The sequence below is a fragment of the Marinimicrobium agarilyticum DSM 16975 genome (genome assembly GCF_000423345.1).
In the GTDB taxonomy this organism is placed as follows: domain Bacteria; phylum Pseudomonadota; class Gammaproteobacteria; order Pseudomonadales; family Cellvibrionaceae; genus Marinimicrobium; species Marinimicrobium agarilyticum.
Genome location: NZ_KE384008.1, coordinates 185,545 through 212,434, shown reverse-complemented (window position 1 = coordinate 212,434; position 26,890 = coordinate 185,545). Strand labels below are relative to the sequence as shown.

General features: G+C 58.6%; 22 protein-coding genes. 6 read left to right on the top strand and 16 right to left on the bottom strand.

What is annotated here, in order from left to right; all coding sequences use genetic code 11:
• Window positions 1-422: 422 nt before the first annotated feature.
• The 9 genes from G547_RS21975 to G547_RS0116725 all read right to left on the bottom strand — a co-directional run bounded on the left by G547_RS21975 (window position 423) and on the right by G547_RS0116725 (window position 11,302).
• Window positions 423-1,835 (bottom strand): DUF3482 domain-containing protein, encoded by a 1,413-nt coding sequence (locus G547_RS21975; RefSeq protein ID WP_051235662.1) that lies wholly within the window; start codon window positions 1,833-1,835, stop codon window positions 423-425.
• Window positions 1,828-2,889, bottom strand: a complete 1,062-nt coding sequence (locus G547_RS0116760; RefSeq protein WP_027330828.1) for a DUF2868 domain-containing protein — start codon at window positions 2,887-2,889, stop codon at window positions 1,828-1,830. The genes G547_RS21975 and G547_RS0116760 overlap by 8 nt, the downstream gene beginning before the upstream one ends.
• Window positions 2,890-3,028: 139 nt before the next feature.
• Entirely contained in the window at window positions 3,029-3,262 is a 234-nt protein-coding gene (locus G547_RS0116755) for a hypothetical protein (protein WP_027330827.1), read from the bottom strand.
• Between the two features lie 90 nt (window positions 3,263-3,352).
• A complete protein-coding gene (gene cysG, locus G547_RS21970; protein WP_051235660.1) occupies window positions 3,353-4,774 on the bottom strand; it encodes a siroheme synthase CysG in 1,422 nt (473 codons plus the stop codon).
• Between the two features lie 18 nt (window positions 4,775-4,792).
• Complete coding sequence (gene serS, locus G547_RS0116745; RefSeq protein ID WP_027330826.1) at window positions 4,793-6,085, bottom strand: serine--tRNA ligase; 1,293 nt, start codon at window positions 6,083-6,085, stop codon at window positions 4,793-4,795.
• Between the two features lie 39 nt (window positions 6,086-6,124).
• Window positions 6,125-6,502 carry a fluoride efflux transporter CrcB gene (gene crcB, locus G547_RS0116740; protein WP_027330825.1) on the bottom strand — a complete coding sequence of 126 codons (378 nt, stop codon included), beginning with the start codon at window positions 6,500-6,502 and terminating at the stop codon, window positions 6,125-6,127.
• On the bottom strand, window positions 6,499-7,863 hold the full coding sequence (locus G547_RS0116735) for a replication-associated recombination protein A (protein WP_027330824.1): 1,365 nt from the start codon (window positions 7,861-7,863) through the stop codon (window positions 6,499-6,501). The genes crcB and G547_RS0116735 overlap by 4 nt, the downstream gene beginning before the upstream one ends.
• Window positions 7,863-8,486: an outer membrane lipoprotein periplasmic chaperone LolA gene (gene lolA, locus G547_RS0116730; RefSeq protein WP_027330823.1), complete on the bottom strand. Its 624-nt coding sequence runs from the start codon at window positions 8,484-8,486 to the stop codon at window positions 7,863-7,865. The genes G547_RS0116735 and lolA overlap by 1 nt, the downstream gene beginning before the upstream one ends.
• Window positions 8,487-8,953: 467 nt before the next feature.
• A complete protein-coding gene (locus G547_RS0116725; protein WP_027330822.1) occupies window positions 8,954-11,302 on the bottom strand; it encodes a DNA translocase FtsK in 2,349 nt (782 codons plus the stop codon).
• A 282-nt stretch (window positions 11,303-11,584) separates the two neighbouring features.
• Between G547_RS0116725 and trxB the strand changes: the two genes are divergently transcribed.
• From trxB to infA, 4 genes are all read left to right on the top strand, one after another.
• Window positions 11,585-12,532, top strand: a complete 948-nt coding sequence (gene trxB / locus G547_RS0116720; protein ID WP_027330821.1) for a thioredoxin-disulfide reductase — start codon at window positions 11,585-11,587, stop codon at window positions 12,530-12,532.
• Between the two features lie 40 nt (window positions 12,533-12,572).
• Entirely contained in the window at window positions 12,573-13,277 is a 705-nt protein-coding gene (gene aat, locus G547_RS0116715) for a leucyl/phenylalanyl-tRNA--protein transferase (RefSeq protein ID WP_027330820.1), read from the top strand.
• 23 nt (window positions 13,278-13,300) lie between these two features.
• Window positions 13,301-14,008 carry an arginyltransferase gene (locus G547_RS0116710; protein WP_027330819.1) on the top strand — a complete coding sequence of 236 codons (708 nt, stop codon included), beginning with the start codon at window positions 13,301-13,303 and terminating at the stop codon, window positions 14,006-14,008.
• Window positions 14,009-14,673: 665 nt separating this feature from the next.
• Entirely contained in the window at window positions 14,674-14,892 is a 219-nt protein-coding gene (gene infA, locus G547_RS0116705; protein ID WP_027330818.1) for a translation initiation factor IF-1, read from the top strand.
• 126 nt (window positions 14,893-15,018) lie between these two features.
• On the opposite strand, the gene clpA is transcribed toward infA, so the two are convergent.
• Window positions 15,019-17,295, bottom strand: coding sequence for an ATP-dependent Clp protease ATP-binding subunit ClpA (gene clpA, locus G547_RS0116700; RefSeq protein ID WP_027330817.1), 2,277 nt, complete (start codon window positions 17,293-17,295; stop codon window positions 15,019-15,021).
• Between the two features lie 24 nt (window positions 17,296-17,319).
• Window positions 17,320-17,679 carry an ATP-dependent Clp protease adapter ClpS gene (clpS, locus tag G547_RS0116695; protein WP_027330816.1) on the bottom strand — a complete coding sequence of 120 codons (360 nt, stop codon included), beginning with the start codon at window positions 17,677-17,679 and terminating at the stop codon, window positions 17,320-17,322.
• 283 nt (window positions 17,680-17,962) lie between these two features.
• Here clpS and cspD point away from each other — a divergent pair, with 283 nt between their 5' ends.
• On the top strand, window positions 17,963-18,262 hold the full coding sequence (gene cspD, locus G547_RS22845; protein WP_051235659.1) for a cold shock domain-containing protein CspD: 300 nt from the start codon (window positions 17,963-17,965) through the stop codon (window positions 18,260-18,262).
• A gap of 136 nt (window positions 18,263-18,398) precedes the next feature.
• Here cspD and G547_RS0116685 read toward each other — a convergent pair whose 3' ends face one another.
• The gene (locus G547_RS0116685; RefSeq protein WP_027330815.1) at window positions 18,399-20,630 is read right to left on the bottom strand and encodes an NADP-dependent isocitrate dehydrogenase; all 2,232 of its coding nucleotides are present in this window, start codon (window positions 20,628-20,630) and stop codon (window positions 18,399-18,401) included.
• 98 nt (window positions 20,631-20,728) lie between these two features.
• On the opposite strand from G547_RS0116685, the gene G547_RS21960 reads away from it, so the two are divergent.
• Complete coding sequence (locus G547_RS21960; RefSeq protein ID WP_084646139.1) at window positions 20,729-21,310, top strand: pseudouridine synthase; 582 nt, start codon at window positions 20,729-20,731, stop codon at window positions 21,308-21,310.
• A gap of 557 nt (window positions 21,311-21,867) precedes the next feature.
• On the opposite strand, the gene sucD is transcribed toward G547_RS21960, so the two are convergent.
• The 4 genes from sucD to odhB all read right to left on the bottom strand — a co-directional run bounded on the left by sucD (window position 21,868) and on the right by odhB (window position 26,862).
• Window positions 21,868-22,740: a succinate--CoA ligase subunit alpha gene (gene sucD, locus G547_RS0116675; RefSeq protein WP_027330814.1), complete on the bottom strand. Its 873-nt coding sequence runs from the start codon at window positions 22,738-22,740 to the stop codon at window positions 21,868-21,870.
• Window positions 22,740-23,906: an ADP-forming succinate--CoA ligase subunit beta gene (gene sucC, locus G547_RS0116670; RefSeq protein WP_027330813.1), complete on the bottom strand. Its 1,167-nt coding sequence runs from the start codon at window positions 23,904-23,906 to the stop codon at window positions 22,740-22,742. Before sucC ends, sucD begins: the two co-directional genes overlap by 1 nt.
• 133 nt (window positions 23,907-24,039) lie before the next feature.
• A complete protein-coding gene (gene lpdA / locus G547_RS0116665) occupies window positions 24,040-25,479 on the bottom strand; it encodes a dihydrolipoyl dehydrogenase (RefSeq protein ID WP_027330812.1) in 1,440 nt (479 codons plus the stop codon).
• A gap of 111 nt (window positions 25,480-25,590) precedes the next feature.
• Window positions 25,591-26,862, bottom strand: coding sequence for a 2-oxoglutarate dehydrogenase complex dihydrolipoyllysine-residue succinyltransferase (odhB, locus tag G547_RS0116660; protein WP_027330811.1), 1,272 nt, complete (start codon window positions 26,860-26,862; stop codon window positions 25,591-25,593).
• Window positions 26,863-26,890: the final 28 nt, after the last annotated feature.

Below are 26,890 nucleotides of genomic sequence, written 5' to 3'. Positions count from 1 at the left end.
CGAATCGCGGGTCCCCCGCTCCACGGTCCTGGTATGGTGTTCCCCTCTTCTGACCTCCGAGGCACGAATTAACCTTATGCCCCTTATGGGTATCATTCAGTGGCGTAGGGCTGGTAAGGCCGGAGCCGCACCTGCCGTATTTCGTTGAGAGTGAGTCGTGGTCTTACGCTCGATTATGGTAGGTGGCGGCTATCGCCTTACCAACCCTATACGTAAACCACGTTACGAAAATTGGGTGAATCCACCAAACAGCATTTATTGGCACTGAGGCGTCGGTGGGGTAAAGCCTCCCGGGACCGTGGAGCGGGGGACCCGCGATTCGAGCCCCCAGGGATGGGTTTACGGCGTGTCCCGGGAGGCTTTACCCCACCGACGCCGGACTCGATGCAACACACCAAAGTCGCACCACTCTCCAGCTTTTCTTACAACACCCAACTTGTGGATTCTTCTTGGGCGAAGGCTTCTTCCAGGGAGAGCTGCAACTGCGCCTGCACCCAGCTTACCAAAGCATCCTGATGTTTGGGTTGCCAGCGGCCCTGCTGGAGGCGTTTCGCCCAGCCCAACAGCCGCACCTGATCCTCACGGGACCACTGCTCCGCCTCCGCCCGCAACACCACCGCACTGCGCTCCGCATGGGGCCGCAACCACAACTGCCGGGTGAACGTCAGCGCCCGAGCCATCACCACCAACGGAAAATTCGGATGCCGCACCGGCCCCATCACCTGCCGCTGGCGGGCCAACGGCAACCAACCAAACCGGCGCCCGGGTAGCTCCCGGCTCGCCAACCAACCGCCCACCGAACCCAAGACCCCGCCCGAAATCGCACCGGCCAACAGGGAAGTCCCCCCAAGACCCGCATCCAGCGCCAGCCCCGTGGCGGCGCCCGCACTGCCACTGACCCAGAGCAAGTCCCGCTGTTTCAGGCCCCAGAGATACCAGGTTTCGGTATTCATCAGATGGTCGCTGTCCAGCTCCCACGGGCTCTGACGCTCCAGAGAGCGGTGATGGTGGCCCCAGGCTGATCTCAAACGCTCGAAAAACCGGGTTTCATGTTCATCCAGCGACTGACGCAAAACCGCTTCCGCGCGCTGGCGACCAATCGCGCCCGGAATCTGCACCGGGACACTCTTCAACAACTGCTCGGCCCAATAGGCCGCCAATGCCTCGCTCACATCGGTCAGGCGTCGCTGGTCGCGCACCGCCAGCCCCTGCATGAGCTTCTGAACCGGCTCGGACCAGGACGGGGTCAGCTCGCCAACCGCCCGCAACAGGGCCTGCCGCGCCGGCATGGTGGCCGTCAGCGGATTGAAGACCCTCACCCACTGAAAGAACTGCCCCAGAGTGCGCTCCCAGGCTTGCTGGTGCGCCTGGGTATCCATCGGGTTGATCACCGCCAGGCGCGGCTGACCGGTCCAGCGGAGGATTTCCATTTCGGCTTCATCCAGCGGCGACGGCGATTGGGCACCATCCACCACATAAAGAATGCCGGCACCTTCCATAATCGGGCGGAGCAACTGTACTTCGTCGGGGAAGCGCTCCGGATGGCCCGGCTCCGCGAGAAAAGCCTTTACTCGATTCGGTCGATCCCCGGGGCTCACAGATTCGCGCTGCAGCCAGGACAGTACCTGCCGAGCCCGCTGGAAGCCGGGGGTGTCGATCAGCGTCAGCAGGACCCGGCCGTCCAGCTCGAACTCAAACGCGTCCGCGCTTCGGGTCGTACCCGACTCCGGGCTGATACTGACACTATCATTTTCAGTCAATGTGGAAACAATAGACGATTTACCCCGGTTGGGGTGGCCGACGACACACAACCGGGGATGAGCGCGTTCATTCATTGTCACTCACCCATGTCAGTTCGTGAGCTTGGGCGAAGTGGCGCCAACTGGCCAAGTGCCGCTCCGGTCGGGTTCGACTGTCCGCCAGCACCCAGAGACCCTGCTCCCTCACGCCCGACATTCTGGCCCGCTGAACCAGGTCCGCCAATTCTTCCACCGGCGAACGGTTGGCGGGCACCCGCCAGAGCAGGCGCTCGGGGTGTGAGCCCAGCAGGCGCGTCAGCATCTGTTCATCCTCATCCCAGGGGGAGACGCCCAACACGGGGGCCTTGGTGTCTCTCAGTTCCCAGTTGAGTGCAAGCACGCTCTTCCAGTCATCAGAGCGCCCCCGGCGCAATGAGGGGCTTGGGGCAGAGGCGGACGATAGCTCCGGTGCTCTCACGCGCGTCTGCCCCCGTCGCCGCTCCCAACGCCGCCACCACAGCAGACTGAACGCCGCCAATAAAGCCCGTGGAATCAAGTTGTAGAAGACCAGACTGGCCATCAGAAAAGGCCACCAGTCTCCCGCGCGCTCGACGCCGCCGCTCGACGGAGCGATGCGCACATACCGGGTGGCCTCCAGCAACGTGGCCTCGGGCACGGCGGCAGGCCACAAGTCCCGCCAGGGCATCGAGAGCCATTCGAACAACACGACAGGAGGTGTTTCGCTGTTCAGCAGTGTCGAGCTCCAGCCAAACGCCAGGTCTGAAAACAGCAGCAGAATCGAAAAGCCCAACAACAGGCCAACACCAGCGACCAACCAGAGCAGTTGCAGGTAATAGAGCATTTGCCAGCGTTGAGCGCGAGAGGGATACCAGTGAAGTCGCCACCCCCGCCAGTGAAACAGCCAGGGACGGCTTCGTCCCGCGGTGCTGACCGCCAGGGAAGCCAGGGCTCCCAATAAGGGTAGCCCGGCCCACAGCAACCAGAGCCAGAGCACGTTCAAGCGGCCTGAGGGGGCATAACTCAGGGAGCCAGCAGCTACCAGTACACCGGCGAGGGCCGCCAGCGGCCAGCTCCACCAGGGAAGAAATAGACGACCTTCAGGGCCGCCGATGGTGTGGGTGCTCCCCATTCCCTCTCCAATCCGTCAAAACGCCCTCTATCAGGCGGGAAAATCAGTGAGGATTTAACCATATTCGCGCGGGTGGGGGCGAGCCTGCGTCCAGGTCGGGACGGGGAAAGCGCACAAAACGCCTGAACTGAAGGCCGGGTCAGACTTCGATATCAATTCGCCGGCGGCGGCGGCGATCGTTGGAACGCATATCCACCAGCGGTTTCAAATTTCGACGCCGACGGTCCCGCTGACGCCGCTCACGGATGGGCGCCACGGGCGTCGTGTCCAGTACCTGCTCGTCCACCGGCAAGGTCTCGTCCTGAGCGCGGGTGGTGTTGATTTTGGTTCGCGCCGCCGGGGGCAAGGTGCTTGTAGGGCCCACGTAGGTCATAACGGCCTCCCGAATGAGTTGACACCGTCAACCTGACGGCGGTTACCCTATCCTATCGGCCTTTGACCGTCTTTCTTGACGATTTATCCGTCAGTTTGTGACAGGCCTCTCACTATCGTCAAGTTTCTGTCGGTCCGGCGTAAACCAGCTGAGCTGATGATGAAGCTGCACCACTTCGCCCACAATCAGCAAGGTCGGGCCGTGGACGTCGCTCTTCGCGACCAACGCCGGCATGGATTCAAGCGTACCGATCAGGACCCGCTGCGCCTGCAACGTGCCCTTCTCCACCAGCGCCACCGGGGTGTCCGGCATACGCCCATTGTGGATGAGTGTCTGACAGATGTCCTCAAGCCCCACCAGGCTCATGTAGAACACCAGAGTCTGCCCCGGGAGGGCCAGTTCGGGCCAGGTCAGGTTGGGATTGTCAGTTTTCAGGTGACCGGTGATAAACCGCACCGACTGGGCATAATCCCGATGGGTAAGCGGAATACCGGCATAGGCCGCGCAGCCGGAGGCCGCCGTGATGCCCGGCACCACCTGAAACGGAATCCGGTGCGCCGCCAGCAGGTCAATTTCTTCCCCGCCCCGACCGAAAATAAAGGGGTCCCCACCTTTGAGGCGCAACACCCGTTTGCCTTCCCGGGCCAGGTTGAGCAGCATCTCGTTGATGCTCTCCTGCTCCAGGTGATGGTGGCTGCGCCGCTTGCCGACATAAATTCGGTCCGCATCGCGGCGCACCAGCTCCATCACCTCCGGTGACACCAATCGGTCGTACAGGACCACATCGGCCTGCTGCATCAAGCGCAGGGCCTTTAGGGTCAGGAGTTCGGGATCTCCGGGCCCGCCGCCCACCAGGTAGACTTCACCCTGGGTGTCGACAAACGCCGGGTTGGCCAGATCTTCTTCAATCGCCCGCTCGGCCCGTTCGTCCTGGCCACTGAACACCAGCTCGGCAATGGGCCCCTGGAGTACCTTTTCCCAGAAGCGGCGGCGATTCTCTTCGGAGAACGACTGTTTCACGGTGTCCCGCCAGCGACTGGCCAACTGTGCCAACCGACCGTAGCTTTTGGGAATCAGGGTTTCGAGCTTGGCTCTGACCATTCGTGCCAGCACCGGCGCTTCGCCCCCGCTCGAAATCGCAATCACCAGGGGCGAGCGATCGACAATGGCCGGAGTGATAAAGCTGCACAGCGCGGGGCTGTCCACCACATTCGTAGGCAAATAGCGGGCCTGGGACTCCCGGGAGATTCGCTCATTGAGGGCGTGATCATCCGTGGCCGAGCACACGAGCACCACATCGTCGAGATCCTCACTCTGATACTCGCGATAGTGCAACTCGCCTTCGCCCTGCTCGGCAAGCTGTTTGAGCTCCTCGGATATCTCCGGTGCGACGATACACAGGCGAGCGCCCGCACGGGCCAACAATCGGCCTTTGCGGGTCGCAATATCACCGCCGCCCACCAACAGGCAACGGCGATGTTTGAGGTCCAGAAAAACGGGAAAATAATCCATAAGGCGATACGGCCGAGCTTAAAGCGATACGTTCGGGCCCAGTACTTTGACGCCACCCATGTAGGGCTGCAGCACGTCGGGAATGGCGATATTGCCGTCGATCTGCTGGTAGTTTTCCAGCACTGCCAGCAGCGTGCGGCCAATCGCCAGGCCGGAACCGTTCAGGGTGTGCAGCAGCTCCGGCTTCCCGGTTTCCGGGTTGCGGTAGCGGGCCTTCATGCGGCGGGCCTGGAAGTCGCGGAAGTTACTGCAGGAGGAAATTTCCCGGAAACGTTCCTGAGACGGCACCCAGACTTCGATGTCGTAGGTTTTGGCCGCTGAGAAGCCCAGGTCCCCGCCACACAGAATGACGGTGCGATACGGCAGGCCCAGTTTCTGCAAAATGGCTTCGGCGTGGCCGGTCAACTGCTCCAGCGTCGCCTCGGACTCCTCAGGGCGGACGAACTGCACCAACTCCACTTTCTCAAACTGATGCTGGCGAATCAGACCACGGGTGTCCTTGCCGTGGGCACCCGCCTCACTGCGAAAACAGGGCGTGTGGCTGACAAACCGCATGGGCAGTTGTTCGGCGCCGTCGAGCAGCACGTTGCGCAGAATATTAGTCACCGGCACTTCCGCGGTGGGGATGAGGTAAAAGCACCGCTCGTCGGAGAGCTTGAACAGATCTTCCTCAAACTTGGGCAACTGCCCGGTGCCGGTCAGCGAATCCGCGTTCACAATGAACGGGACATTCACCTCCTCGTAACCGTGAGCCTCAATGTGGGTGTCCAACATGAACTGGGCCAGGGCCCGATGCAAACGGGCGATACCCGAGCGCAACAACGCAAACCGTGCGCCGGTCAGTTTACTGGCCGTGTCAAAATCCAGACCGCCCAAACGCGCCCCCAGATCCACATGGTCGGCAATCGGAAAATCAAACTCGCGTGGCGTCCCCCAGCGGCGCACTTCCACATTGTCATCCTCGGAGGCCCCTTCCGGCACGTCGTCGGCCGGGATATTGGGGATACCGCTCAGGATATCGTCCAGTTCCGCCTGAATCGCATCGAGCTGGGATTCGGCGTCCCCCAGTTCCTGCTTCATCTGGTTGACCTGGGCCAACAGCGGCTCGATATCCTCACCACGACTTTTCGCCTGCCCGATCGACTTGGCGCTGGCATTGCGCTCTTTCTGCAGATTCTCGGTCTTGATCTGCACCTCGCGGCGCTGCTCTTCCAGCGATTTCAGACGCGCGATGTCCAGCTCATAACCACGCGTTTTGAGGGCTTCCGCCACCGCTTCCGGATTGTTACGAACAAGTTTTGGATCCAGCATAAAAAAGTCTTATTTGTGTCAGTAGGTTAAAAGTGAAAGTCAAAAAATCGTTCTCGCCAGATAAACTGATAAAAAGACGGCGAGTAGACAACCGAGCAATGTCACCAGTGAGTAGGTCACTGCCAGCGCCAGGGAGCCATTCTCCCACAGTAGCAGGGCATCCAGTGAAAACGTCGAGAAGGTGGTCAATGCTCCCAGAAAGCCGGTCACCACAAACGGGCGATACTCCGGTGGCACAACGCCCTTATCCACGATCAGCACGAAAGCCAGCCCGACCAGAAAACAACCGAGCAGGTTGGCGACCAGCGTTCCCAGGGGAAAGCGGGTGCCCATCACGGGAAACAGCCAGGTCGTCAAACCGAACCGGCCCATCGCCCCCAGGGCTCCTCCCAGCGCTACCGCCAACCACTGCATCATCGTCCCCCGGAATCATTACCGCCCGAATATCGCTTGACCGGACTTTTTGCATCCAGCTCACGGAAATACGCCATCTTCTCCCTGATCCGCTGCTCAAGCCCGCGTTCCACCGGCTCGTAATAGTGGCGGTCGGCCAGCTCCGGCGGCAGATAGCACTCTCCCGCGGCGTAGGCACCGGGTTCGTTGTGGGCGTAACGGTACTCCGCCCCATAATCCATCGATTTCATCAGTTTGGTGGGCGCGTTGCGCAGATGCACCGGAACTTCATACCCGGGCTGCTCGCGTACCTCCGCCATCACCTGATTAAAAGCATTATACACAGCATTACTTTTGGGTGCCGAGGCCATGTACACCACGGCCTGGGCAATCGCCAGCTCCCCCTCCGGGCTACCGAGGCGCTCCTGGGTATCCCAGGCGGCCAGGGCCAACGGCAGCGCCCTGGGGTCGGCGTTGCCGATATCCTCACTGGCAATACGCACGATGCGCCGGGCGATGTAGAGCGGGTCACAGCCACCGTCGAGCATTCGGGCGAACCAGTAGAGCGCGCCGTCCGGGGAGGAACCGCGCACCGATTTGTGCAGGGCGGAAATCTGCTCGTAGAAGAGATCGCCCCCCTTGTCGAAGCGGCGCACGTCAGCCGCCAGCACCTCTTCCATGACCCGCTGGCCGATCACTTTTTGCCCGCCCTGCTCTTCCGCCAGATCCGAGGCGATTTCCAGCAGGTTCAGGGCCTTTCGGGCGTCACCATCCGCCGACTTCGCCAGTGTTTCCAGCCAGTCCTCCTCGATCCGGATGCCCTGGCCGCCCAGACCGCGCTCGGCGTTCTCCAGGGCCTGATCCAGCACCTGGCGAATGTGCTTGTGCTCCAGCCCTCTAAGTACATAGACCCGACACCGGGACAGGAGGGCATTATTGAGTTCAAAGGACGGGTTTTCGGTAGTGGCGCCAATAAATATCAGGGTGCCGTCTTCGACGTAGGGCAGAAACGCATCCTGCTGGGCCTTATTGAACCGGTGGACTTCGTCCACGAACAGAATGGTTTTGCGCCCCCGGTTAACGCGCTCCTGCTCGGCCACCTGGACCGCCGCCCGGATATCTTTGACTCCGGCGAGCACGGCGGAGATGGTCTGAAAACGGGCATCGGCCTGCTCGGCAAACAACCGCGCCAGGGTGGTTTTGCCCACACCGGGTGGCCCCCACAGAATCATGGAGTGCAGGTGGCCACGTTCGACCGCATCCCGCAGCGGTTTCCCAGGCGCCAGCAAATGCTCCTGGCCGATGTAGTCCGCCAGGGTTCTGGGCCGCATACGGGCGGCCAGGGGCTGGTAGACGGGTTCGGTCTGGAAAAGGTCGTTGGTCATTAATCTACCAGTACGTCCACGCCGTCGGGCACCTGGAAGTTGAAGCGCGCCGGATCGACATCGGTGTTGAGCTTCAGGTCCGACAGGGAAAAGCGGGTCACCTGGTCAAGGTTGTCGTGCATGGTAATTTCTTTGAGAAGTTTGCCATCGAACGTCAGGACCAGGGCGCCGAACAGGCTTTCTTCGTCTTTGGGTGCCAGCGTGAAGGCGGTCCAGCCGTTGTTGGTGGTGGCCTGCTCGATGTCAAACTGTTGGTTTAGGGCGGTCAGCTCGTCGCTGAGGATGAGGGCCGGGGTGTTCTGCAGTTCGGCGTCGAAGTCACGCACGGTGACCTGCATGAGGTCGGGGTCGTAGAGCCAGATTTTGTTGTGGTCGGAGACCAGGCGCTGTTCGAAGGGCTTGTGGGTATGCCAGTCGAATTTGCCCGGCCGGGCCATGGCGAAGTCGCCACTGCTTTCTTCGAGCACTTCGCCTTCGCTGTCGTAGAGGGTCTGAGTGAAGTCGCCTTTGAGGCTGTCCATCTGGTCCAACCGCGAGCGCAGTTCGGCAGCGGGGTCTTGGGCCTGTGCCCCCATACCCAAAAGTAGCAAAAGGGCAAATACTGGAACGTTGAGTTTCTTCATGTCATTAACCAACTTGGAAAATTGTTTGTGTTTGACCTTTGGTGGTGGTTGGGTAGTTCCGGCCGTTGAGGGAAAGACTGATCGTAGACCCGCTGTGAACCCATCCATGGGGGCTTCTCATCGGCATCCATGCCTCAGAGAGTCTACGATCAGTCTTTCCCCCAACGGCCTCTGTGCCACACTGGACCAAGTCCACTCTTAGATTCGAACGACACACCTACAAGGCTCAGTCTGATCAATCGAATTGAAGTAGCAGATCGTGAACTCCGCTCTTACACCACCATACGCCAAGCTCCTGAACCCACCATGAAGCGATTGTGGCACTGAGGCGGGGGAGCGGGTATACCCTTCGGAGACTCTCTGAGGCATGGATGCCGATGAGAAGCCTACAGGGATGTATTCACGGCGGGTCTCCGAAGGGTATACCCGCTCCCCCGCCGGACTATCAAAGCACCACCAAACCAGAATCAGTTTTTAGGAACCAGAACCTCCCGATTCCCGTTATGCCCCGCCTCGGAAACAACACCCGCCGCTTCCATGGTATCAATCAACCGAGCCGCCCGGTTGTACCCAATACGCAACTTACGCTGAACCCCCGAGATCGACGCCTTGCGCGAATCTATCACATGCGCCACCGCCTGATCGTAAAGCGCATCACCCTCACCATCATCGCCGCCCTCTTCCCCACCGGGCATACCGGGAACCGGTATCGAACTGGTCGTCCCCTCATCCGTAATCCCATCAATATAATTGGGCTCGCCGCGCTTCTTCCAATCCGCTACCACCTTATGCACCTCGTGATCATCCACGAAGGCCCCGTGCACACGCACCGGCACACTCGTGCCCGGCGGCAGGTACAGCATATCCCCATGGCCCAGCAGCTGCTCCGCCCCACCCTGGTCCAGAATGGTCCGCGAATCGATTTTCGACGATACCTGAAAGCCAATCCGGGTCGGGACGTTGGCCTTGATCAGACCGGTAATCACATCCACCGACGGGCGCTGGGTCGCGAGGATCAGGTGAATACCCGCCGCCCGAGCCTTTTGGGCGATACGGGCGATCAGTTGCTCTACCTTCTTCCCGACAATCATCATCATGTCGGCGAACTCGTCGATAACCACCACAATGGCCGGCAGGTGTTCCAGGTCGGGGGCGGTCGCTTCTTCCTGCCCCGCCTCGTAATGCTCATCGGGCTTGAACAGCGGGTCTTTCAGCGGTTCGCCGGCCTTGCGGGCTTCGTCCACTTTGCGGTTGTAGCCGGCCAGGTTGCGCACGCCCATGGCCGCCATCAATTTGTAGCGGCGCTCCATTTCGCCCACGCACCAGCGCAGGCCGTTGGCGGCGTCTTTCATGTCAGTGACCACCGGGGTCAGCAAGTGCGGGATACCCTCGTACACTGAAAGTTCCAGCATTTTCGGATCCACCAGCATCAGTCGCACCTCCTCCGGGGAGGATTTGTACAGCAGACTGAGGAGCATGACGTTCACGCCCACCGACTTACCCGAACCGGTAGTACCGGCCACCAGCAGGTGGGGCATTTTGGCCAGGTCCGCCACCACCGGCTGCCCGGAGATGTCGCTGCCCAGCACCATGGTGAGCACGGATTTCGATTTGGCGTAGACCTCGGAGGCCACTATTTCGCTCAGACGCACGATTTCGCGGTGCTCGTTGGGAATTTCGATTCCGACCACGGACTTGCCGGGGATCACCTCTACCACCCGCACGCTGATGACCGCCAGAGAGCGGGCCAGGTCTTTCGCCAGATTGGTGATCCGGCTTGCCTTGACGCCGGGGGCCGGCTGAATTTCAAAACGGGTCACCACCGGGCCGGGCTGAACCGAGACCACTTCCACTTCGATGCCGAAATCCTTGAGTTTGAGCTCCAGCATCCGGGACATGGCCTCCAGTGATTCCTTGGAGAAGGCCTTATCGCTGTGCTCATCCGGCGGATCCAGCAGCTCGATGGACGGCAGATCCCCCACCGGCGGGGTATTGTCCCTGGTATCGAACAGAGACCCCTGCTGGGCCGGCTTGGGCTGGGGCTTGGGAGGCGTTTTCTTGGGCGGCTCGGAAATGGTGGGCGGCACCCGTTTGGCGGTTTTTTCCACCTGCTTGGCCACCGCTTCGCGACGATGCTGCTGTGCCGCCTTGGCGGATTTATGCTCGGCGCGCCGACGCTGCCATTGCTGCCAGTAACCCCGCACCCGGTCCAGCAACATCAGAGTAATACGGCCGGTTTCGTCCATCAGCGCCAACCAGGACAAGTCCGTGAAGATCGTGATCCCGAACAGAAACACCGCCAGGAGGATCAGGGTGCCTCCGGTGTAACTGAAAGCACCTTCTACCCCTTCCGCCACAGAGGCGCCGAGCAGGCCGCCGGTGGAGAATGGCAGATCGACGCCATCGGGATAATGCATGCTCGCGATGGCCGTACCGGCCACCATCACCAGAATCAGGCCGACAATGCGCAGGGAGATCAGCAGCCAGTCAAACCCCGGCTGGCGCTCCCGGTCCCGGAACACCTGCCAGGCCCGGTAGGCCAGCAACACCGGGAACAGATAGGCCAGGTAACCGAACAGCGACAGAAACACATCCGCCAGCCAGGCGCCCGCCGGGCCGCCAGCATTGCGAATGCGGCTGTTTTCCCCGGTGTGGGACCAACCGGGGTCGCCGGGATCATAGCTCAGCAGCGCCAACATCAAGTACACGCTGATCGCCACCAGACCGATCAGCGCCCCTTCCTTGACGATTCGCACCAGGAGGCTATCGACCGATGTGGCGTCGTTACTGGCAGTTGTGGGTTGAGAACGTTTCAAACAGGATTCCTATCAAGTCGAAACAGGCTGCATCATCTACCTGTACGGTTGTCATGCAGCACTGTTGGCGTCATGGCTGGTTGGCAATGGCGGCTATTCTAGCGGTCCGGGAGGGGTTTGCAAAAGCGACGCCGTCATAGTGTCAGACTCAGCCTTGGGAGCTTACCATTAATGAAAGCAATACCTCGCATTGGTTCATACTATTTTGCGCCCTGTTGGTGATTCACTTATGATGAGCGCCATTCAACGACCCCTAACGTTTAACGCAAAGGAACTCACATCATGAGCGAAGCACAGCATCATCGCCTGATTATTCTCGGTTCGGGCCCCGCTGGCTACACGGCGGCCATTTACGCCGCCCGCGCCAACCTGAAGCCGGTGCTGATTACCGGTATGCAACAGGGCGGACAACTGACCACCACCACCGACGTGGAAAACTGGCCGGGTGGCATCAGCGAGCTGCAAGGGCCGGACCTGATGGTACAGATGCAGGAACACGCCGAACGCTTTGACACCAAAATCATTTTTGATCACATTCACGAAACCGACCTGAGCGAACGACCCTACAAGCTGGTGGGCAGCGAGACCTACACCTGTGACGCTCTGATCATCGCCACTGGCGCCTCCGCCCAGTACCTGGGCCTGCCCTCGGAAGAAGCCTTCATGGGCAAAGGCGTAAGCGCCTGTGCCACCTGTGACGGTTTCTTCTATCGGGACCAGAAAGTCGCCGTGGTCGGCGGTGGCAACACCGCCGTGGAAGAGGCGTTGTACCTGTCCAACATCGCCAGCGAAGTGACCCTGATTCACCGCCGGGACAAGCTCAAAGCCGAAAAAATCCTGCAGGACAAGCTGTTCGCCAAGGCAGAAAATGGCAATGTTCGTCTTATCTGGGATCACACCCTGGATGAGGTACTGGGGGATGACAACGGCGTGACCGGCGCCCGCATCCGCAGCAAGCTGAACGATTCCACCCAGGACCTGGACGTACAAGGGGTGTTCATCGCCATCGGCCACAAGCCCAACACCGATATTTTCGAAGGGCAGCTGGACATGAAAGACGGCTATATCAAGATCAAGAGCGGTCTGAACGGCAACGCCACCGCGACCAGCGTGCCCGGCGTGTTCGCTGCGGGGGACGTCTCCGACCACGTGTACCGTCAGGCGATCACCTCTGCCGGTTTCGGTTGCATGGCGGCGCTGGACGCCGAAAAATACCTGGACGATCTGTAAACCCGAGTGCGGTCGGCCTCCCGGGCCGACCCTCCCCCCTATGATCACACTCCCCTGGCTCGACCCAACCACGCTGGACTTTCCGCCCTCTGAGGAAGCCCTGGACGACCCCAACGGTCTTCTGGCCGGCGGCGGCGACCTGTCCCCAGAGCGTCTGCTCCACGCCTATCGCAACGGTATTTTCCCCTGGTACGAAGACGGCCAGCCCATTCTCTGGTGGACACCGGATCCCCGTGCCGTGGTCTACCCGGACCACTTCCATCTCGCCCGCTCCCTGCGCAAGACCCTGAAACGCGGGATTTTCACGGTAACGGCCGACACCCACTTCGAAGCGGTCACGCGCGCCTGCGCTGAACCGAGAGATGGCGCCGCGGGCACCTGGATTACCGAGGAGATGTTGCAGGCCTACATTCGGCTGCATGAGCAAGGCGTGGCGCACTCTATCGAAGTCTGGCAAGCGGACGAGCTCGTGGGCGGGTTGTACGGTCTGGCGCTCGGACGGGTGTTCTTTGGCGAGTCCATGTTCAGCCGGGTGGACAACGCCTCCAAGGTGGCCTTTGCCCATCTGGTGGCCCAATTGAAGGCCTGGCAGTTCCGGCTGATCGACTGTCAGGTCAGCAGCGGGCATCTGTTCAGTCTGGGCGCCGAGGAGATTCCCCGTGAAGTCTTCGAAAAAATCCTGCTAGACTATGCCTATCTGCCCTCGATTACCGGCCGGTGGCACCTCAACGCCCCCGTGCTTTGAACGCCCAGGCAGGAGGAGACGATATGACCGACCTGTCGAACCTCAAGCTCTTCGCCACCCAGCCTCACCCCTGCAGCTATCTGGACGGTGAGGAGGCGACCACGCTGTTTATTGACCCTAATGCGCCGGTGGATAAGGAGCTGTACACCCAGCTCTCGCAGATCGGGTTCCGCCGCAGCGGCGCGCACCTGTACCGCCCTCACTGCGCTCAGTGCAACGCCTGCGTCTCCTGCCGCATTCCGGTGGAGCACTTCCGACCCAACCGCAACCAGCGCCGCTGCTGGCGCCGAAACCGGGATCTGACACTGAAGATGGTGGAGCATGCGGATTCCGATGAGCATTATCAGTTGTATGCGCATTACATCAACACCCGCCACCGGGACGGGGATATGTACCCGCCCTCTCGGGCTCAGTACGATGCGTTTTTGAACCGTGCCTGGGGAGTAACGCAGTATCTGGAGGTGCGCGATCAGGGGCGTCTTGTGGCGGTTGCCGTGTGTGACCGGCTGAAGGATGGTCTCTCGGCGGTGTATACGTTTTTCGACGGTACGGAGGAGCGTCGCAGTCTCGGGGTGTTCGGGATTCTGGCACAGATTGAGGAGGCAAAGGCGTTGGGGCTTCCCAACGTGTACCTCGGTTATTGGATCAGGCAGTGCCGTAAGATGGATTACAAGACTCAATATCGGCCGTTGGAGATGCTGGTTAACCGGCGTTGGGTGCGGGTGACCTAAGGTTCGTCGTTTTTTGGCTTCAGTTTTTTCTTCACGCCCGGTCCACTGAAGGGGTGCACCCTCCAGAAACCCGCCGTAAATACCTCCCTGTAGGCTTCTCATCGGCATCCATGCCGCGGCTTTGGCTCCTGCGTCGCTCTAGCACCTACATCCATGTAGGCGTCAGAGAGTTTCTGGAGGGTGCACCCCTTCGGCGGACCTCAGTGCCATCCCTATCCTTTGACGCCCACTTTTTCAGTCGAGAGGTGGCGGCTTTCGCCTTACCTACGCTACGCGATAATAAGTCGCTACGAAGCTCTTAGGCCGAGGCAGTGGAATACCGTTCGGAAACTCTCTGAGGCATGGATGCCGATGAGAAGCCCCCATGGATGGGTTTACGGCGGGTTTCCGAACGGTATTCCACTGCCTTGGCCGGACCTTGCAGTTCTCGAGTGGGGTTCATCATGGCCGGCTTTCAAACAACACTCCCCTCACAGAACCGGACGTGAAGCCTCAAAAACAGCGATAAACCACCTTTTATCCCCCCAGCACTTGGCCTTTCGGCTCATTTCAGGCACAATTCACGCCTATTTTTAGCCCGACCGGGCAACAATTCAGACTTAACCTGTGCAAGATGTCTGAAGTTCAACGACGATGCACACACAGAAAGCTGAGGAAACGGCCGAATGGCGAAAGAAGACAATATCGAATTTGAAGGCGAAGTCGTCGACACCCTGCCCAACACCACCTTCCGGGTCAAACTGGAAAACGGGCACGTGGTCACCGCGCACATCTCCGGGAAAATGCGCAAAAACTATATTCGAATCCTGACTGGAGACAAGGTCAAGGTCGAAATGACTCCTTACGATCTCTCCAAAGGTCGTATTACCTACCGCTCCCGTTAAGGTCCCGCCTGGCACGACCGCTCAGGGACACAACCCATAGCGGTCATGCAGTGAGCCCCCCAAGACATAAAAAAACCCGCGCCACCTTGGGGTGGCGCGGGTTTTTGTGCGGCTAACTAGCGAGCGTCAGTCGTCTTTGCCCTGGATATGGATTTCCAGCTCCTTGTTCTCGGCATCCACATCAACCTGCACAACACCGCCGCCGTCAGACAGGGAACCGAACAGAACCGCTTCAGCCAAAGGTTTCTTGACCTTTTCCTGAATCAGACGGGCCATGGGTCGGGCGCCCATCTTCTCGTCGTAGCCGTGCTCCGCCAACCACTGGCGAGCGGCATCGGTCACTTCGAGAGAGACCTTCTTGTCATCCAACTGGGACTGCAACTCCACCAGGAACTTGTCCACCACCGTTTTGATGACATCCATGCTCAAGGCACCGAACTGCACCGTGGCGTCCAGGCGGTTGCGGAACTCCGGCGTGAACATCTTCTTGATAGCTTCTTTGCCATCCAGGCTGTGATCCTGCTGAGTAAAGCCGATGGAGCGGCGGCTGATATCCTCCGCGCCCGCGTTGGTGGTCATGATCAGGATCACGTTGCGGAAGTCCGCCTTGCGACCATTGTTGTCGGTCAACGTACCGTGGTCCATGACCTGCAACAGCAGGTTGAACACTTCGGGGTGAGCTTTTTCAATTTCGTCCAGCAACACCACACTGTGGGGATGCTTGCTGACCGCGTCGGTCAACAGCCCGCCCTGATCAAAGCCAACATAGCCCGGGGGCGCCCCGATAAGACGGGACACGGTGTGCCGTTCCATGTACTCGGACATGTCGAACCGAACCAGCTCGACCCCCATGCACTTGGCCAACTGCCGGGAAACCTCGGTTTTGCCCACACCAGTGGGCCCCGCGAACAGGAAGGAGCCGATGGGCTTTTCCCCGGAGCTCAAACCAGCGCGGGACAACTTAATGGCGGTAGAGAGAGTATCGATCGCCTCATCCTGACCAAACACCGTCATCTTCAGGTTGTCATCGAGCTTGCGCAATTGCTCTTTGTCGGAAGAAGACACGCTTTTTGGCGGGATTCGCGCAATCTTGGCGACAACCGCCTCGATATCGGAAACCCCCACGGTTTTCTTGCGCTTGCTGGGCGGCTGCAACTGTTGAAAGGCACCCGCCTCATCAATCACGTCGATGGCCTTATCCGGCAGGAAGCGCTCGTTGATGTAACGCTCCGACAGTTCCGCCGCCGTGCGCAATGCCGGGTCGGTATAGCGCAGACCGTGGTGCTTCTCAAAGCGGCTCTTGAGCCCCTTCAGAATCTGGTAGGTTTCATCCACCGTCGGCTCTTTTACATCCACCTTCTGGAAACGACGGGACAGTGCCCGATCTTTCTCGAACACCCCGCGGTATTCCTGATAGGTGGTGGAGCCCATGCACCGCAGCTCCCCGGAGGACAACAGCGGTTTGAGCAGGTTGGAGGCATCCATCACGCCGCCGGAAGCAGCGCCGGCACCGATGATGGTGTGAATTTCATCGATAAACAGAATCGCGCCTTTCTGCTTCTTCAGTTCACTGAGCAAACCTTTGAAGCGCTTCTCGAAATCGCCCCGGTATTTAGTGCCGGCCAGCAGCGCCCCCATATCCAGGGAGTAAACAACGCTGTCTGACAGAGCCTCGGGGACGCTACCGTCGACAATCCGCTTGGCCAACCCTTCGGCGATCGCGGTTTTACCCACACCGGACTCGCCCACCAACAGCGGGTTGTTCTTCCGGCGCCGGGAGAGAATCTGGCTGACCCGCTCGACTTCGTACTCGCGCCCGACCAGCGGGTCGATCCGCCCCTGCATGGCCTGCTCGTTCAGGTTGGCCGCAAAGCTTTCAAGCGGGCTCTGACTGGGGGCATCGCCCCCTACCGCGTCCTCGTCGTGTTGTTCCTGGCCCGCATCGCTGCCGTGATCCGATTGACCCGCCACCTTGTGAATGCCGTGAGTGATGTAGTTGACCACATCGATACGGGCAATGCTTTGCTGCTTCAGGTAGTAAACCGCCTGGCTTTCCTGCTCGCTGAAAATCGCAACCAGGACATTCGCCCCCGTCACCTCCTGCTTGCCGGAGGACTGAACGTGGAACACGGCGCGCTGGAGCACTCTCTGGAATCCGAGCGTGGGCTGGGTTTCGCGTTCGGTATCATCTTCCGGGATCAGCGGCGTCGTGGAATCGACAAACTCTATCAATTCCTTACGCAACTGCCCGAGATCGGCTCCGCAGGCTCGCAGCACATTGGCCGCCGACTCGTTGTCTATCAACGCCAGCAACAGGTGCTCGACGGTCATGAACTCATGCCGTTTGGAGCGCGCGCCCTTGAACGCCAGGTTCAGGGTAATTTCGAGATCTTTACTTAACATCGCTGATAACCTCTAACAACAGAGTCACCGGTCGTCTTCGCCCGCTGCTTCGATTTCACAAAGCAGCGGATGTTCATTGTCCTTGGCGTACTGATTGACCTGAGCCGCCTTGGTTTCCGCTATATCACGAGTATAGACACCACATACCGCCTTGCCTTGTGTATGGACTTTGATCATTACCTGAGTCGCTTTCTCCCGGTTCATGGAAAAAAAGACCTCCAGGGTTTCGACCACAAAATCCATGGGAGTGTAGTCGTCGTTGAACATGATCACCTTGTACATGGACGGGCGCTTGAGCTTGGGCTTTTCCGTCTCAATCGCCACATTACCGTCGCCCTCATCCTGATCAGGGTCTTTACTTAAGGTTAGATGAAAGATTGCCATTTTTCCCACAACTACTCAAAAACGATACGTAAAATTTTGTTCAGCCGTCGGCGCTTCCCGGCCTGTGTATACGCCCCATTGTACCGGATCGATGCCCGCACACCTACACCTCAACTCGAGCAAAACACTTGACAGACTTAGCAATCTCGGCTAAAACACCCAAAGTTGGTTAAAAAAGCAACAAGATCAGCGCGTCAATAGACCTCACTGTTCTTAACCAACTCACTCTAATAACGATTAATGATGAGACGACCCCGTCTCTCCGCAAAAGAAGGATTCCCCCATGCCTACAGGTACTGTCAAATGGTTCAATAACGCCAAAGGTTATGGCTTTATTCTGCCGGATGAAGGCGGCGAAGACCTATTCGCCCATTACTCGGCCATCCAGATGGATGGTTATAAAACCCTCAAGGCAGGCCAATTAGTCGCGTTTGATATCACCAAAGGCGATAAGGGCTATCACGCGACCAACATTATGTCCTCGGACTCTCCAAGAGAGACGGACACTCCGCATGCGAAAGCAGAGCAGAGAAGGGATTTTGACGGCGCGGACAGCAAAACCGCCAACGTCACCACCCACTGAGTCTTGGTCGGCGAGAAACCTTCCTCGGGCAACAAACAAAACCCCCGGGCCCTTTCGGACACCGGGGGTCGAGTTTTAACGCTCTTCACTCAGGTTTGCACCTGAAACGCGGGAGCAGAGAGTCCCGAGGCAGGCATCACGCCTGCTTCAGCGCCTCCAGGGCCCGATTCAACGTCTCGCTCGGGCGCATGGCGGACAACGTTTTCTCCGTGTTCGGCCGGTAGTACCCGCCGATATTCACCGGCTTGCCTTGTACACCGTTCAGTTCACCCACAATGGTTGCCTCTTCGGCCTCCAGGGTCTTTGCCAACTGGGTGAAGCGGGCTTTCAGCTCCTCATCCTCGGACTGACTGGCCAGCGCCTGGGCCCAGTACAGCGCCAGGTAAAAGTGGCTGCCACGATTGTCGAGCTCGCCGGTCTTGCGGGAGGGAGACTTGTTGTTCTGGAGAAAGTCCGCATTGGCTTTGTCCAGAGCGTCCGCGAGCACACCAGCTTTGGCATTGCCAGTCACTTTACCGAAGTGGCGCAGTGACTCCACCACCGCCAGAAACTCACCCAGTGAATCCCAACGCAGGTGATTCTCCTCCAGGAACTGCTGAACGTGCTTGGGTGCAGAACCGCCAGCGCCGGTTTCAAACAGACCGCCACCATTCATCAGGGGCACGATGGACAGCATCTTGGCGCTGGTGCCCAGTTCCATGATCGGGAACAGGTCCGTCAGATAGTCACGCAGCACGTTACCGGTCACCGAAATGGTGTCTTTACCCTGACGAATCCGCTCAAGGGAGAAACGCATCGCATCAACCGGGCTCATGATGTGGATTTCCAGCCCGGTGGTATCGTGGTCTTTCAGGTACTGTTCCACTTTCTGGGTGACCTGGGCATCGTGAGCACGCTTCGGATCGAGCCAGAACACGGCGGGAGCGCCGCTCTCACGAGCACGATTGACAGCCAGCTTGACCCAATCGCGAATCGGGGCGTCTTTCACCTGGCACATCCGGAAAACATCGCCCTCTTCCACCGGTTGCTCAATCAGCACCTGGCCGCTGGCATCCACGACCTGAACCTTACCGGTCGCCGACACTTCAAAGGTTTTGTCGTGCGAGCCGTATTCCTCGGCCTTCTGAGCCATCAAACCGACGTTCGGAACGCTGCCCATTGTCGTCGGGTCAAATGCGCCATTGGCCTTGCAGTCGTCAATCACGGCCTGGTAAATAGTGGCGTAGCAGCGATCGGGAATCACCGCCTTGGCATCGTGCCGTGCGTTGTCCGCCCCCCACATTTTCCCGGAGTCGCGCAGCATAGCCGGCATGGAGGCATCGATAATCACATCACTCGGTACGTGCAGGTTGGTAATGCCTTTGTCCGAGTTCACCATCGCGAGCGAGGGCCGCTCTTTGTAAGTCGCCTCAACATCCGCAATGATCGTCTTGCGCTGGTCTTCCGGCAACTTCTCGACACAGGAATAAAGATCACCAATGCCGTTGTTCGGATCAAAGCCAACGTCCTTCAACGCCGCTTCGTGTTTTTTCAGTGCGTCTGCATAGAATACGGAGACCGTGTGGCCAAACAGGATCGGGTCGGACACTTTCATCATGGTCGCTTTCAGGTGCAGCGAGAACAGAACGTCTTTCTGTTTCGCGTCCTTGATCTCCGCTTCCAGAAATTCGTGCAACGCCTTCTTGCTCATCACGGCGGCATCGATAATTTCACCGTCAAGCAACGCGGTTTTTTCTTTCAGAACCTGGGTGTCACCGGCATCGGTTACCAACTGAATTTTGACGTCACCCGCCTTCTCCACCAGAACTGATTTCTCACTGCCGTAGAAATCACCGTGGGACATATGTGACACGTGAGACTTGGAGTCGGCACTCCACTCACCCATTCTGTGAGGGTTGCTCCGCACGTACTGCTTCACCGAGGCCGGCGCGCGACGATCGGAGTTACCTTCGCGCAGCACCGGGTTGACCGCGCTGCCCTTGACCTTGTCGTACTTGGCGCGAATGGCTTTTTCGTCGTCGTTCTTGGGGTCTTCGGGATAATCCGGCAGATCGTAACCCTGCTGCTGCAACTCTTTGATGGCCGCCTTCAACTGCGGAATTGAGGCGCTGATGTTCGGCAGTTTGACGATGTTCGCTTCGGGGGTTTTTGCGAGCTCACCCAACTCCGCCAGGTCATCGTTGATGCGCTGGGCGTCGGTCAGCCTTTCCGGAAACTGAGAAATGATACGGCCGGAAAGGGAAATGTCGCGAGTCTCGATGGCCACACCGCAGGGTTCGGCAAAGGCGCGCACAATGGGCAGCAGCGAATAGGTCGCCAGCGCCGGAGCTTCGTCAGTTTCCGTGTAGATGATTTTGGATTCGGTCATGATAAGCTGTCACTCCATCTAGTCAGGGGGTGTGCCGGTTTCTGATCGGGCGCATTATACCAGTAATGGCCACACCGGGCATGAATCGAGGTTGATCTGTGGCAAGTCTGCTGTTGTTCAATAAGCCATTTGGGGTACTCTCCCAGTTCACTGACGCCGAGGGCCGCGAGACTCTGGCGCGTTATATCGACCGCCCGGGTGTGTACCCCGCCGGCCGTCTGGACCGAGACTCCGAAGGCCTGCTGTTGCTGACAAATGACGGCCAGGTTCAGCATCAGATTGCTCACCCACTCCACAAGCTGCCCAAAACGTATTGGGTGCAGGTAGAAGGCGAGCCTGACAAGTCCGCTCTTCAGGCGTTGCGTCAAGGCGTCAGGCTGAATGACGGTCCTACTCGCCCCGCCAAGGTGAAGGTGATCTCCGAGCCGTCGCTCTGGCCTCGTCATCCGCCGGTTCGGGCGCGCAAGTCGGTGCCGACCACGTGGCTGGAGCTGACGATCACCGAGGGCCGCAACCGTCAGGTACGACGCATGACGGCGGCGGTGGATCACCCTACTCTACGTCTGGTGCGAGCACGAATCGGGACCTGGGGTCTCGATCAGCTACAACCCGGTGAGTATCGGGTGGAGCGGCTGCATCTTCCCAAAGCACCTTTTAAGGCATCACCTCGTAAGCGCTAACCCCAAACATCAGTTACTTCGCATAGTAGCGCTGCGGGTGTGCATATCCCTGCGAGACCCGCCGTGAACCCATCCATGGGGGCTTCTCATCGGCATCCATGCCCCGGCTTTGGCTCCTGCGTCGCTCTAGCACCTACATCCATGTAGGCGTCAGAGAGTCTCCGAACGGTATGCCCTCCCTGACGCCTCAGTGCCATTAGATTCCTAACCGCATTACCAACCCCGCTACCTGCGCAACTTTTTTCGTGCAATCTGCACCACGATAAGCGGTTGTGGGGAGTGGCAATACCCATCCCATTGGTGGGTGGCGGCGCTTCGCTTCTTACCCACCCTACGCATCCAACAGACTTGAAATTGGCACTGAGGCAGAGGAGGGGGAATACCGGTTGGAGACTCTCTGAGGCATGGATGCCGATGAGAAGCCTACAGGGATGTATTCACGGCGGGTCTCCAACCGGTCTTCCCCCTCCTCTGCCGGACTCAACTCGTAATGCAAAAAGTCCGAAACAGCAGACATAAAAAAGGCGACCCTGAGGCCGCCTTTTTGGGTGAAAGAGTTACCAACCAGTGGCTTCTTTCAATGCTTCGCCGATGTCAGCCAGGCTGCGGACCGTCTTCACGCCCGCATCTTCCAGGGCGGCGAACTTCTCATCCGCCGTGCCCTTGCCGCCGGCAATAATCGCACCGGCATGGCCCATACGCTTACCTTTCGGCGCAGTCACGCCCGCGATGTAAGACACCACCGGCTTGGTCACATTGGCCTTGATGTAAGCCGCCGCTTCTTCCTCGGCGCTACCACCAATCTCACCGATCATCACAATCGCTTCGGTCTTCGGATCGTTCTGGAACATCTCCAGAATATCGATGAAGTTTGAGCCCGGGATCGGATCGCCGCCGATGCCCACACAGGTGGACTGACCGAAACCGTGATCAGTGGTCTGCTTGACCGCTTCATAGGTCAAGGTACCGGAACGGGACACAATGCCAACCCGGCCAGCCTTGTGGATGTGGCCCGGCATGATGCCGATTTTGCACTCGCCCGGCGTGATCACACCCGGACAGTTCGGGCCGATCAGGCGCACGCCCAGCTCGTCACATTTCACTTTGCAATCGAGCATATCCAGCGTCGGGATCCCTTCGGTGATGCAGACAATCAGCTTGATGCCCGCATTGGCCGCTTCCAGGATAGAATCCTTACAGAACGGCGCCGGCACGTAAATGACAGAGGCTTCCGCACCGGTTTCTTCCACGGCTTCCGCCACGGTGTTGAAAACCGGCAGACCCAAATGAGTCTGACCGCCCTTACCCGGAGTAACGCCACCGACCATCTTGGTGCCGTACGCAATGGCCTGCTCGGAGTGGAAGGTGCCCTGAGCACCGGTAAAACCCTGACAGATAACTTTGGTGTCTTTGTTGATCAAAATGCTCATTATTTACCCTCCGCTGCTTTAACCACTTGCTGAGCAGCGTCAGTCAAGCTGGTCGCGGCGATGATGTTCAAACCGCTGTCCGCCAACACCTTGGCACCCAGTTCGGCGTTGTTACCTTCGAGCCGGACAACCACCGGCACTTTCACGCCCACTTCTTCAACGGCGCCAATCACGCCCTCGGCAATCAGGTCGCAACGAACGATACCGCCAAAGATGTTGATCAGTACGGCTTTGACGTTTTCGTCGGACAGAATGATCTTGAACGCTTCAACCACGCGCTCTTTGGTCGCGCCGCCGCCCACATCCAGGAAGTTGGCCGGCGCGCCGCCGTGCAGCTTCACGATATCCATGGTACCCATGGCCAGGCCAGCGCCGTTGACCATGCAACCGATGTTGCCATCCAAAGCAACGTAGTTCAGCTCCCATTTGGCGGCGTGCGCTTCGCGCTCGTCTTCCTGGGAAGGATCGTGCATTTCGTGCAGGTCCGGGTGACGGAACAAGGCGTTGCCGTCGATACCGACTTTGGCATCCAGGCAGTGCAGATCGCCCTGCTTGGTGATCACCAGCGGATTGACTTCGATCAGCGCCAGATCTTTCTCTTTGAACAGTTTGGCCAGGCCCATGAAGATCTGGACGAACTGTTTGATCTGCTTGCCTTCCAGGCCCAGCTTGAACGCCAGGTCCCGACCTTGATAAGGCTGAGCACCGACCAGCGGGTCGATGGTGGCTTTCAGAATCTTCTCCGGGGTTTCCTCGGCAACCTTCTCAATTTCCACGCCACCTTCGGTGGACGCCATGAAAACGATACGACGGCTGGAACGATCTACCACCGCGCCCAGGTACAGTTCCTGGTCGATGTCAGTGCAGGTTTCCACCAGAATGCGGCTTACCGGCTGACCCTTTTCGTCAGTCTGGTAAGTCACCAGGTTCTTGCCCAACCACTGCTTGGCGAAGGCTTCAATTTCCCCTTTGGTTTTGACCAGCTTGACGCCACCGGCCTTACCGCGGCCACCCGCGTGAACCTGAGCTTTTACGACAAACTCACTACCACCGATCGTGTCGGCAGCGGCGACCGCTTCCGCGGGGGTTTGGGCTGCCACGCCTTTGGAAACGGGCAATCCGTACTGGGCGAACAGTTGCTTACCCTGATATTCATGCAAATTCATGGTGCAATTCCACATTGTCTGTTGCCGGACCGAGGTCTACGATTCCGGCAAAAATGACCTAACGACAGGCCGCCTTAGTGCGGCCTGTCCCCTGGGTTGAGTTCACTGACTCAATGTCGGTTCTATTTATTATTTATCGCTTCTTCTTGTTGGCGATATGGATCGCATGCCCATGGATCGCCAGGGCTGCTTCATGCACAGCTTCAGACAGAGTCGGATGGCCAAACACCATCAGACCCAGATCCTCGGAGCTGCTGCCGAATTCCATTGCGATCGCTACCTGCTGAATCAGATCGGCGGCGCTGGGGCCAACGATATGTGCACCCAGGATGCGATCGGTTTCCGCGTGCGCAATGATCTTGACCAGACCGTCAGTATCGTTGGCGGCCAAGGCCCGTCCACTCGCGGCGAAAGGAAAAGTACCCACATTGTAGGGCTCGCCGTCGGCTTTGACCTGTTCTTCGGTCCGACCAACAGAGGCGACTTCGGGGTGAGTGTAAATCACATTTGGAATCACGTCGTAGTTCATGACGGTTTTCTGGCCAGCGATACGCTCGGCTACCATCACGCCCTCTTCCGAGCCTTTGTGGGCCAGCATCGGACCGCGCACCACGTCTCCGACGGCCCAAACGCCCGGAGCGTCCGTCGCGCACAGATCATTGACGTAAATGAAACCGCGCTCATCCAGATTGACGCCGCTATCTTCCGACAGAAGGCCTTCAGTGTAGGGGCGACGGCCAACACAGACAATCAACTTGTCGAAGGTTTCTTTCTGCTCCTTACCGTCTTTGTCGGTAAAGGTCACAGTCACCTTTTTGCCTTTCACTTCCGAGCCGGTCACGCGGCAGCTCAGACGGATATCCAGTCCTTGCTTGGTCAGAATTTTCTGGGTTTCTTTGGCCACCTGCTGGTCCATGATCGACAGGAATTTTTCCATCGCTTCCAGCACAACCACTTCCGAGCCCAGGCGTTTCCAGACGCTGCCCAGCTCCAACCCGATCACGCCGGCGCCAATCACACCCAGGCGTTTGGGAACGGAATCAAACTCTAGCGCACCGGTAGAGTCCACGATCACGTCGTTATCAATTTTAGCGACGGGAATATCGATGGGCTTGGAGCCGGACGCGAGGATCACATTGTCCGCATCCAGGGTCTTGGTTTTACCATCGCTGTCGGTCACTTCCACTTTATGGTTGGCAAGCAGCTTGCCGGTACCAAACACCGACGTAACGCCGTTCGCCTTGAACAGAGAGGAAATTCCACCGGTCAGCTGTTTCACGATTTTGTCTTTACGCTCAAGCATCGAGGGCACATTAATATCAACCCCCTTGGTGGTGATGCCGTGCACTTTGAAGTCTTCTTTGGCTTCATAAAACTTCTGGGAGCTGTCCAGCAACGCCTTGGAAGGAATGCAGCCCACGTTCAGACAGGTACCGCCGTTGACACCTTTACCTTCTTTGTTCTGCCACTTCTCGACACAGGCGGTTTTCAAGCCCAGCTGGGCTGCACGAATGGCAGCCACATAACCGGCCGGGCCGGAACCAATCACAACCACATCAAACTTATCAGACATATCATGTTTCCCGATGTTTCGGTGCGTCCTGACGAGCCGGGCCGCCAGGCGCTTTATTCGATGAAAGAACCCTTACAGTAAAGCGGGCCCGAGAGGCCCGCCTGACGGTGCTTAAATTTCCAGAAGAATCCGCGCCGGGTCTTCCAGCAGATCCTTGATGGTCACGAGGAACTGAACCGCCTCTTTACCATCCAGCAGTCGGTGGTCGTAAGACAGGGCCAGATACATCATGGGAAGAATCTTCACCTCGCCGTTAACCGCCATGGGGCGTTCCTGAATTTTGTGCATACCCAGAATCGCGGACTGCGGCATATTCAGAATCGGCGTGGACAGCAGAGAGCCAAACACCCCACCGTTGGTGATGGTGAAAGTGCCACCGGTCATCTCTTCAATGCCCAGCTTGCCGTCACGGGCGCGCAGACCGTAGTCGCGAATGGTGCTTTCAATGTCGGCCAGCCCCATGTTCTCGGCATTGCGCAGAACCGGTACGACCAGCCCTTTATCGGTCGAAACCGCCACGCCGATATCCTGATAACCGTGATAGACCACATCGTTGTTGTCGATGGAGGCATTCACCGCGGGGAAGCGACGCAGCGCTTCCGCTGCCGCTTTTACAAAGAAGCCCATAAAGCCAAGACGAGTACCGTCGTGCGCTTTTTCAAACTTGTCTTTGTAACGCGAGCGCAGCTCCATGATCGGGCCCATGTTCACCTCGTTGAAGGTGGTCAACATGGCGGTTGTGTTGGAGGCCTCCAGCAGACGCTCGGCGATGCGCTTGCGCAAACGGGTCATGGGGACGCGCTTCTCGGCGCGCTCGCCCTGAGGTGTTTCCACTTCCGCCTGCTTCGCCGGCGAGCTGGTATCACTGCTCTTGGGTGCTTCGCTCTTCTCCCCACCGGACTTAAGGAAGTTCGCAACATCCTCCTTGGTGACACGACCGTCTTTACCGGTGCCGGGAACACTGTTGTGGTCAATATTGTTCTCGTCCGCCATTTTCCGGGCGGCAGGACTCAGAAGCTTTTCACCGTCATCGGATTTCTGCTCACTGCTGTCCTTTTTCTCGGAACTATCAGATTTCTCATCAGAGCCTTTTCCGGAAGCGTCCTCTTTTTTCTCTTCTTTCGGCTCCGATTTAGCGCCACCAGCGCCTTCTTCAAACTTGGCGATCACCTCGTTGCTGAGTACCGTTTCGCCTTCGTCTTTGATGATTTCAGAGATGCTGCCATCAGCCGGGGCAACGACTTCCAGCACCACTTTATCGGTTTCGATGTCGACGAGCAGTTCGTCGCGGGAAACCGACTCACCGGGCTTTTTATGCCAAGTGGCAATGCTGCCGTCCTGAACGGATTCGGGAAAGGTCGGGGCTTTGATCTCAATACTCATTCTTTGTCCTTAGCAATCGCTGTGGATT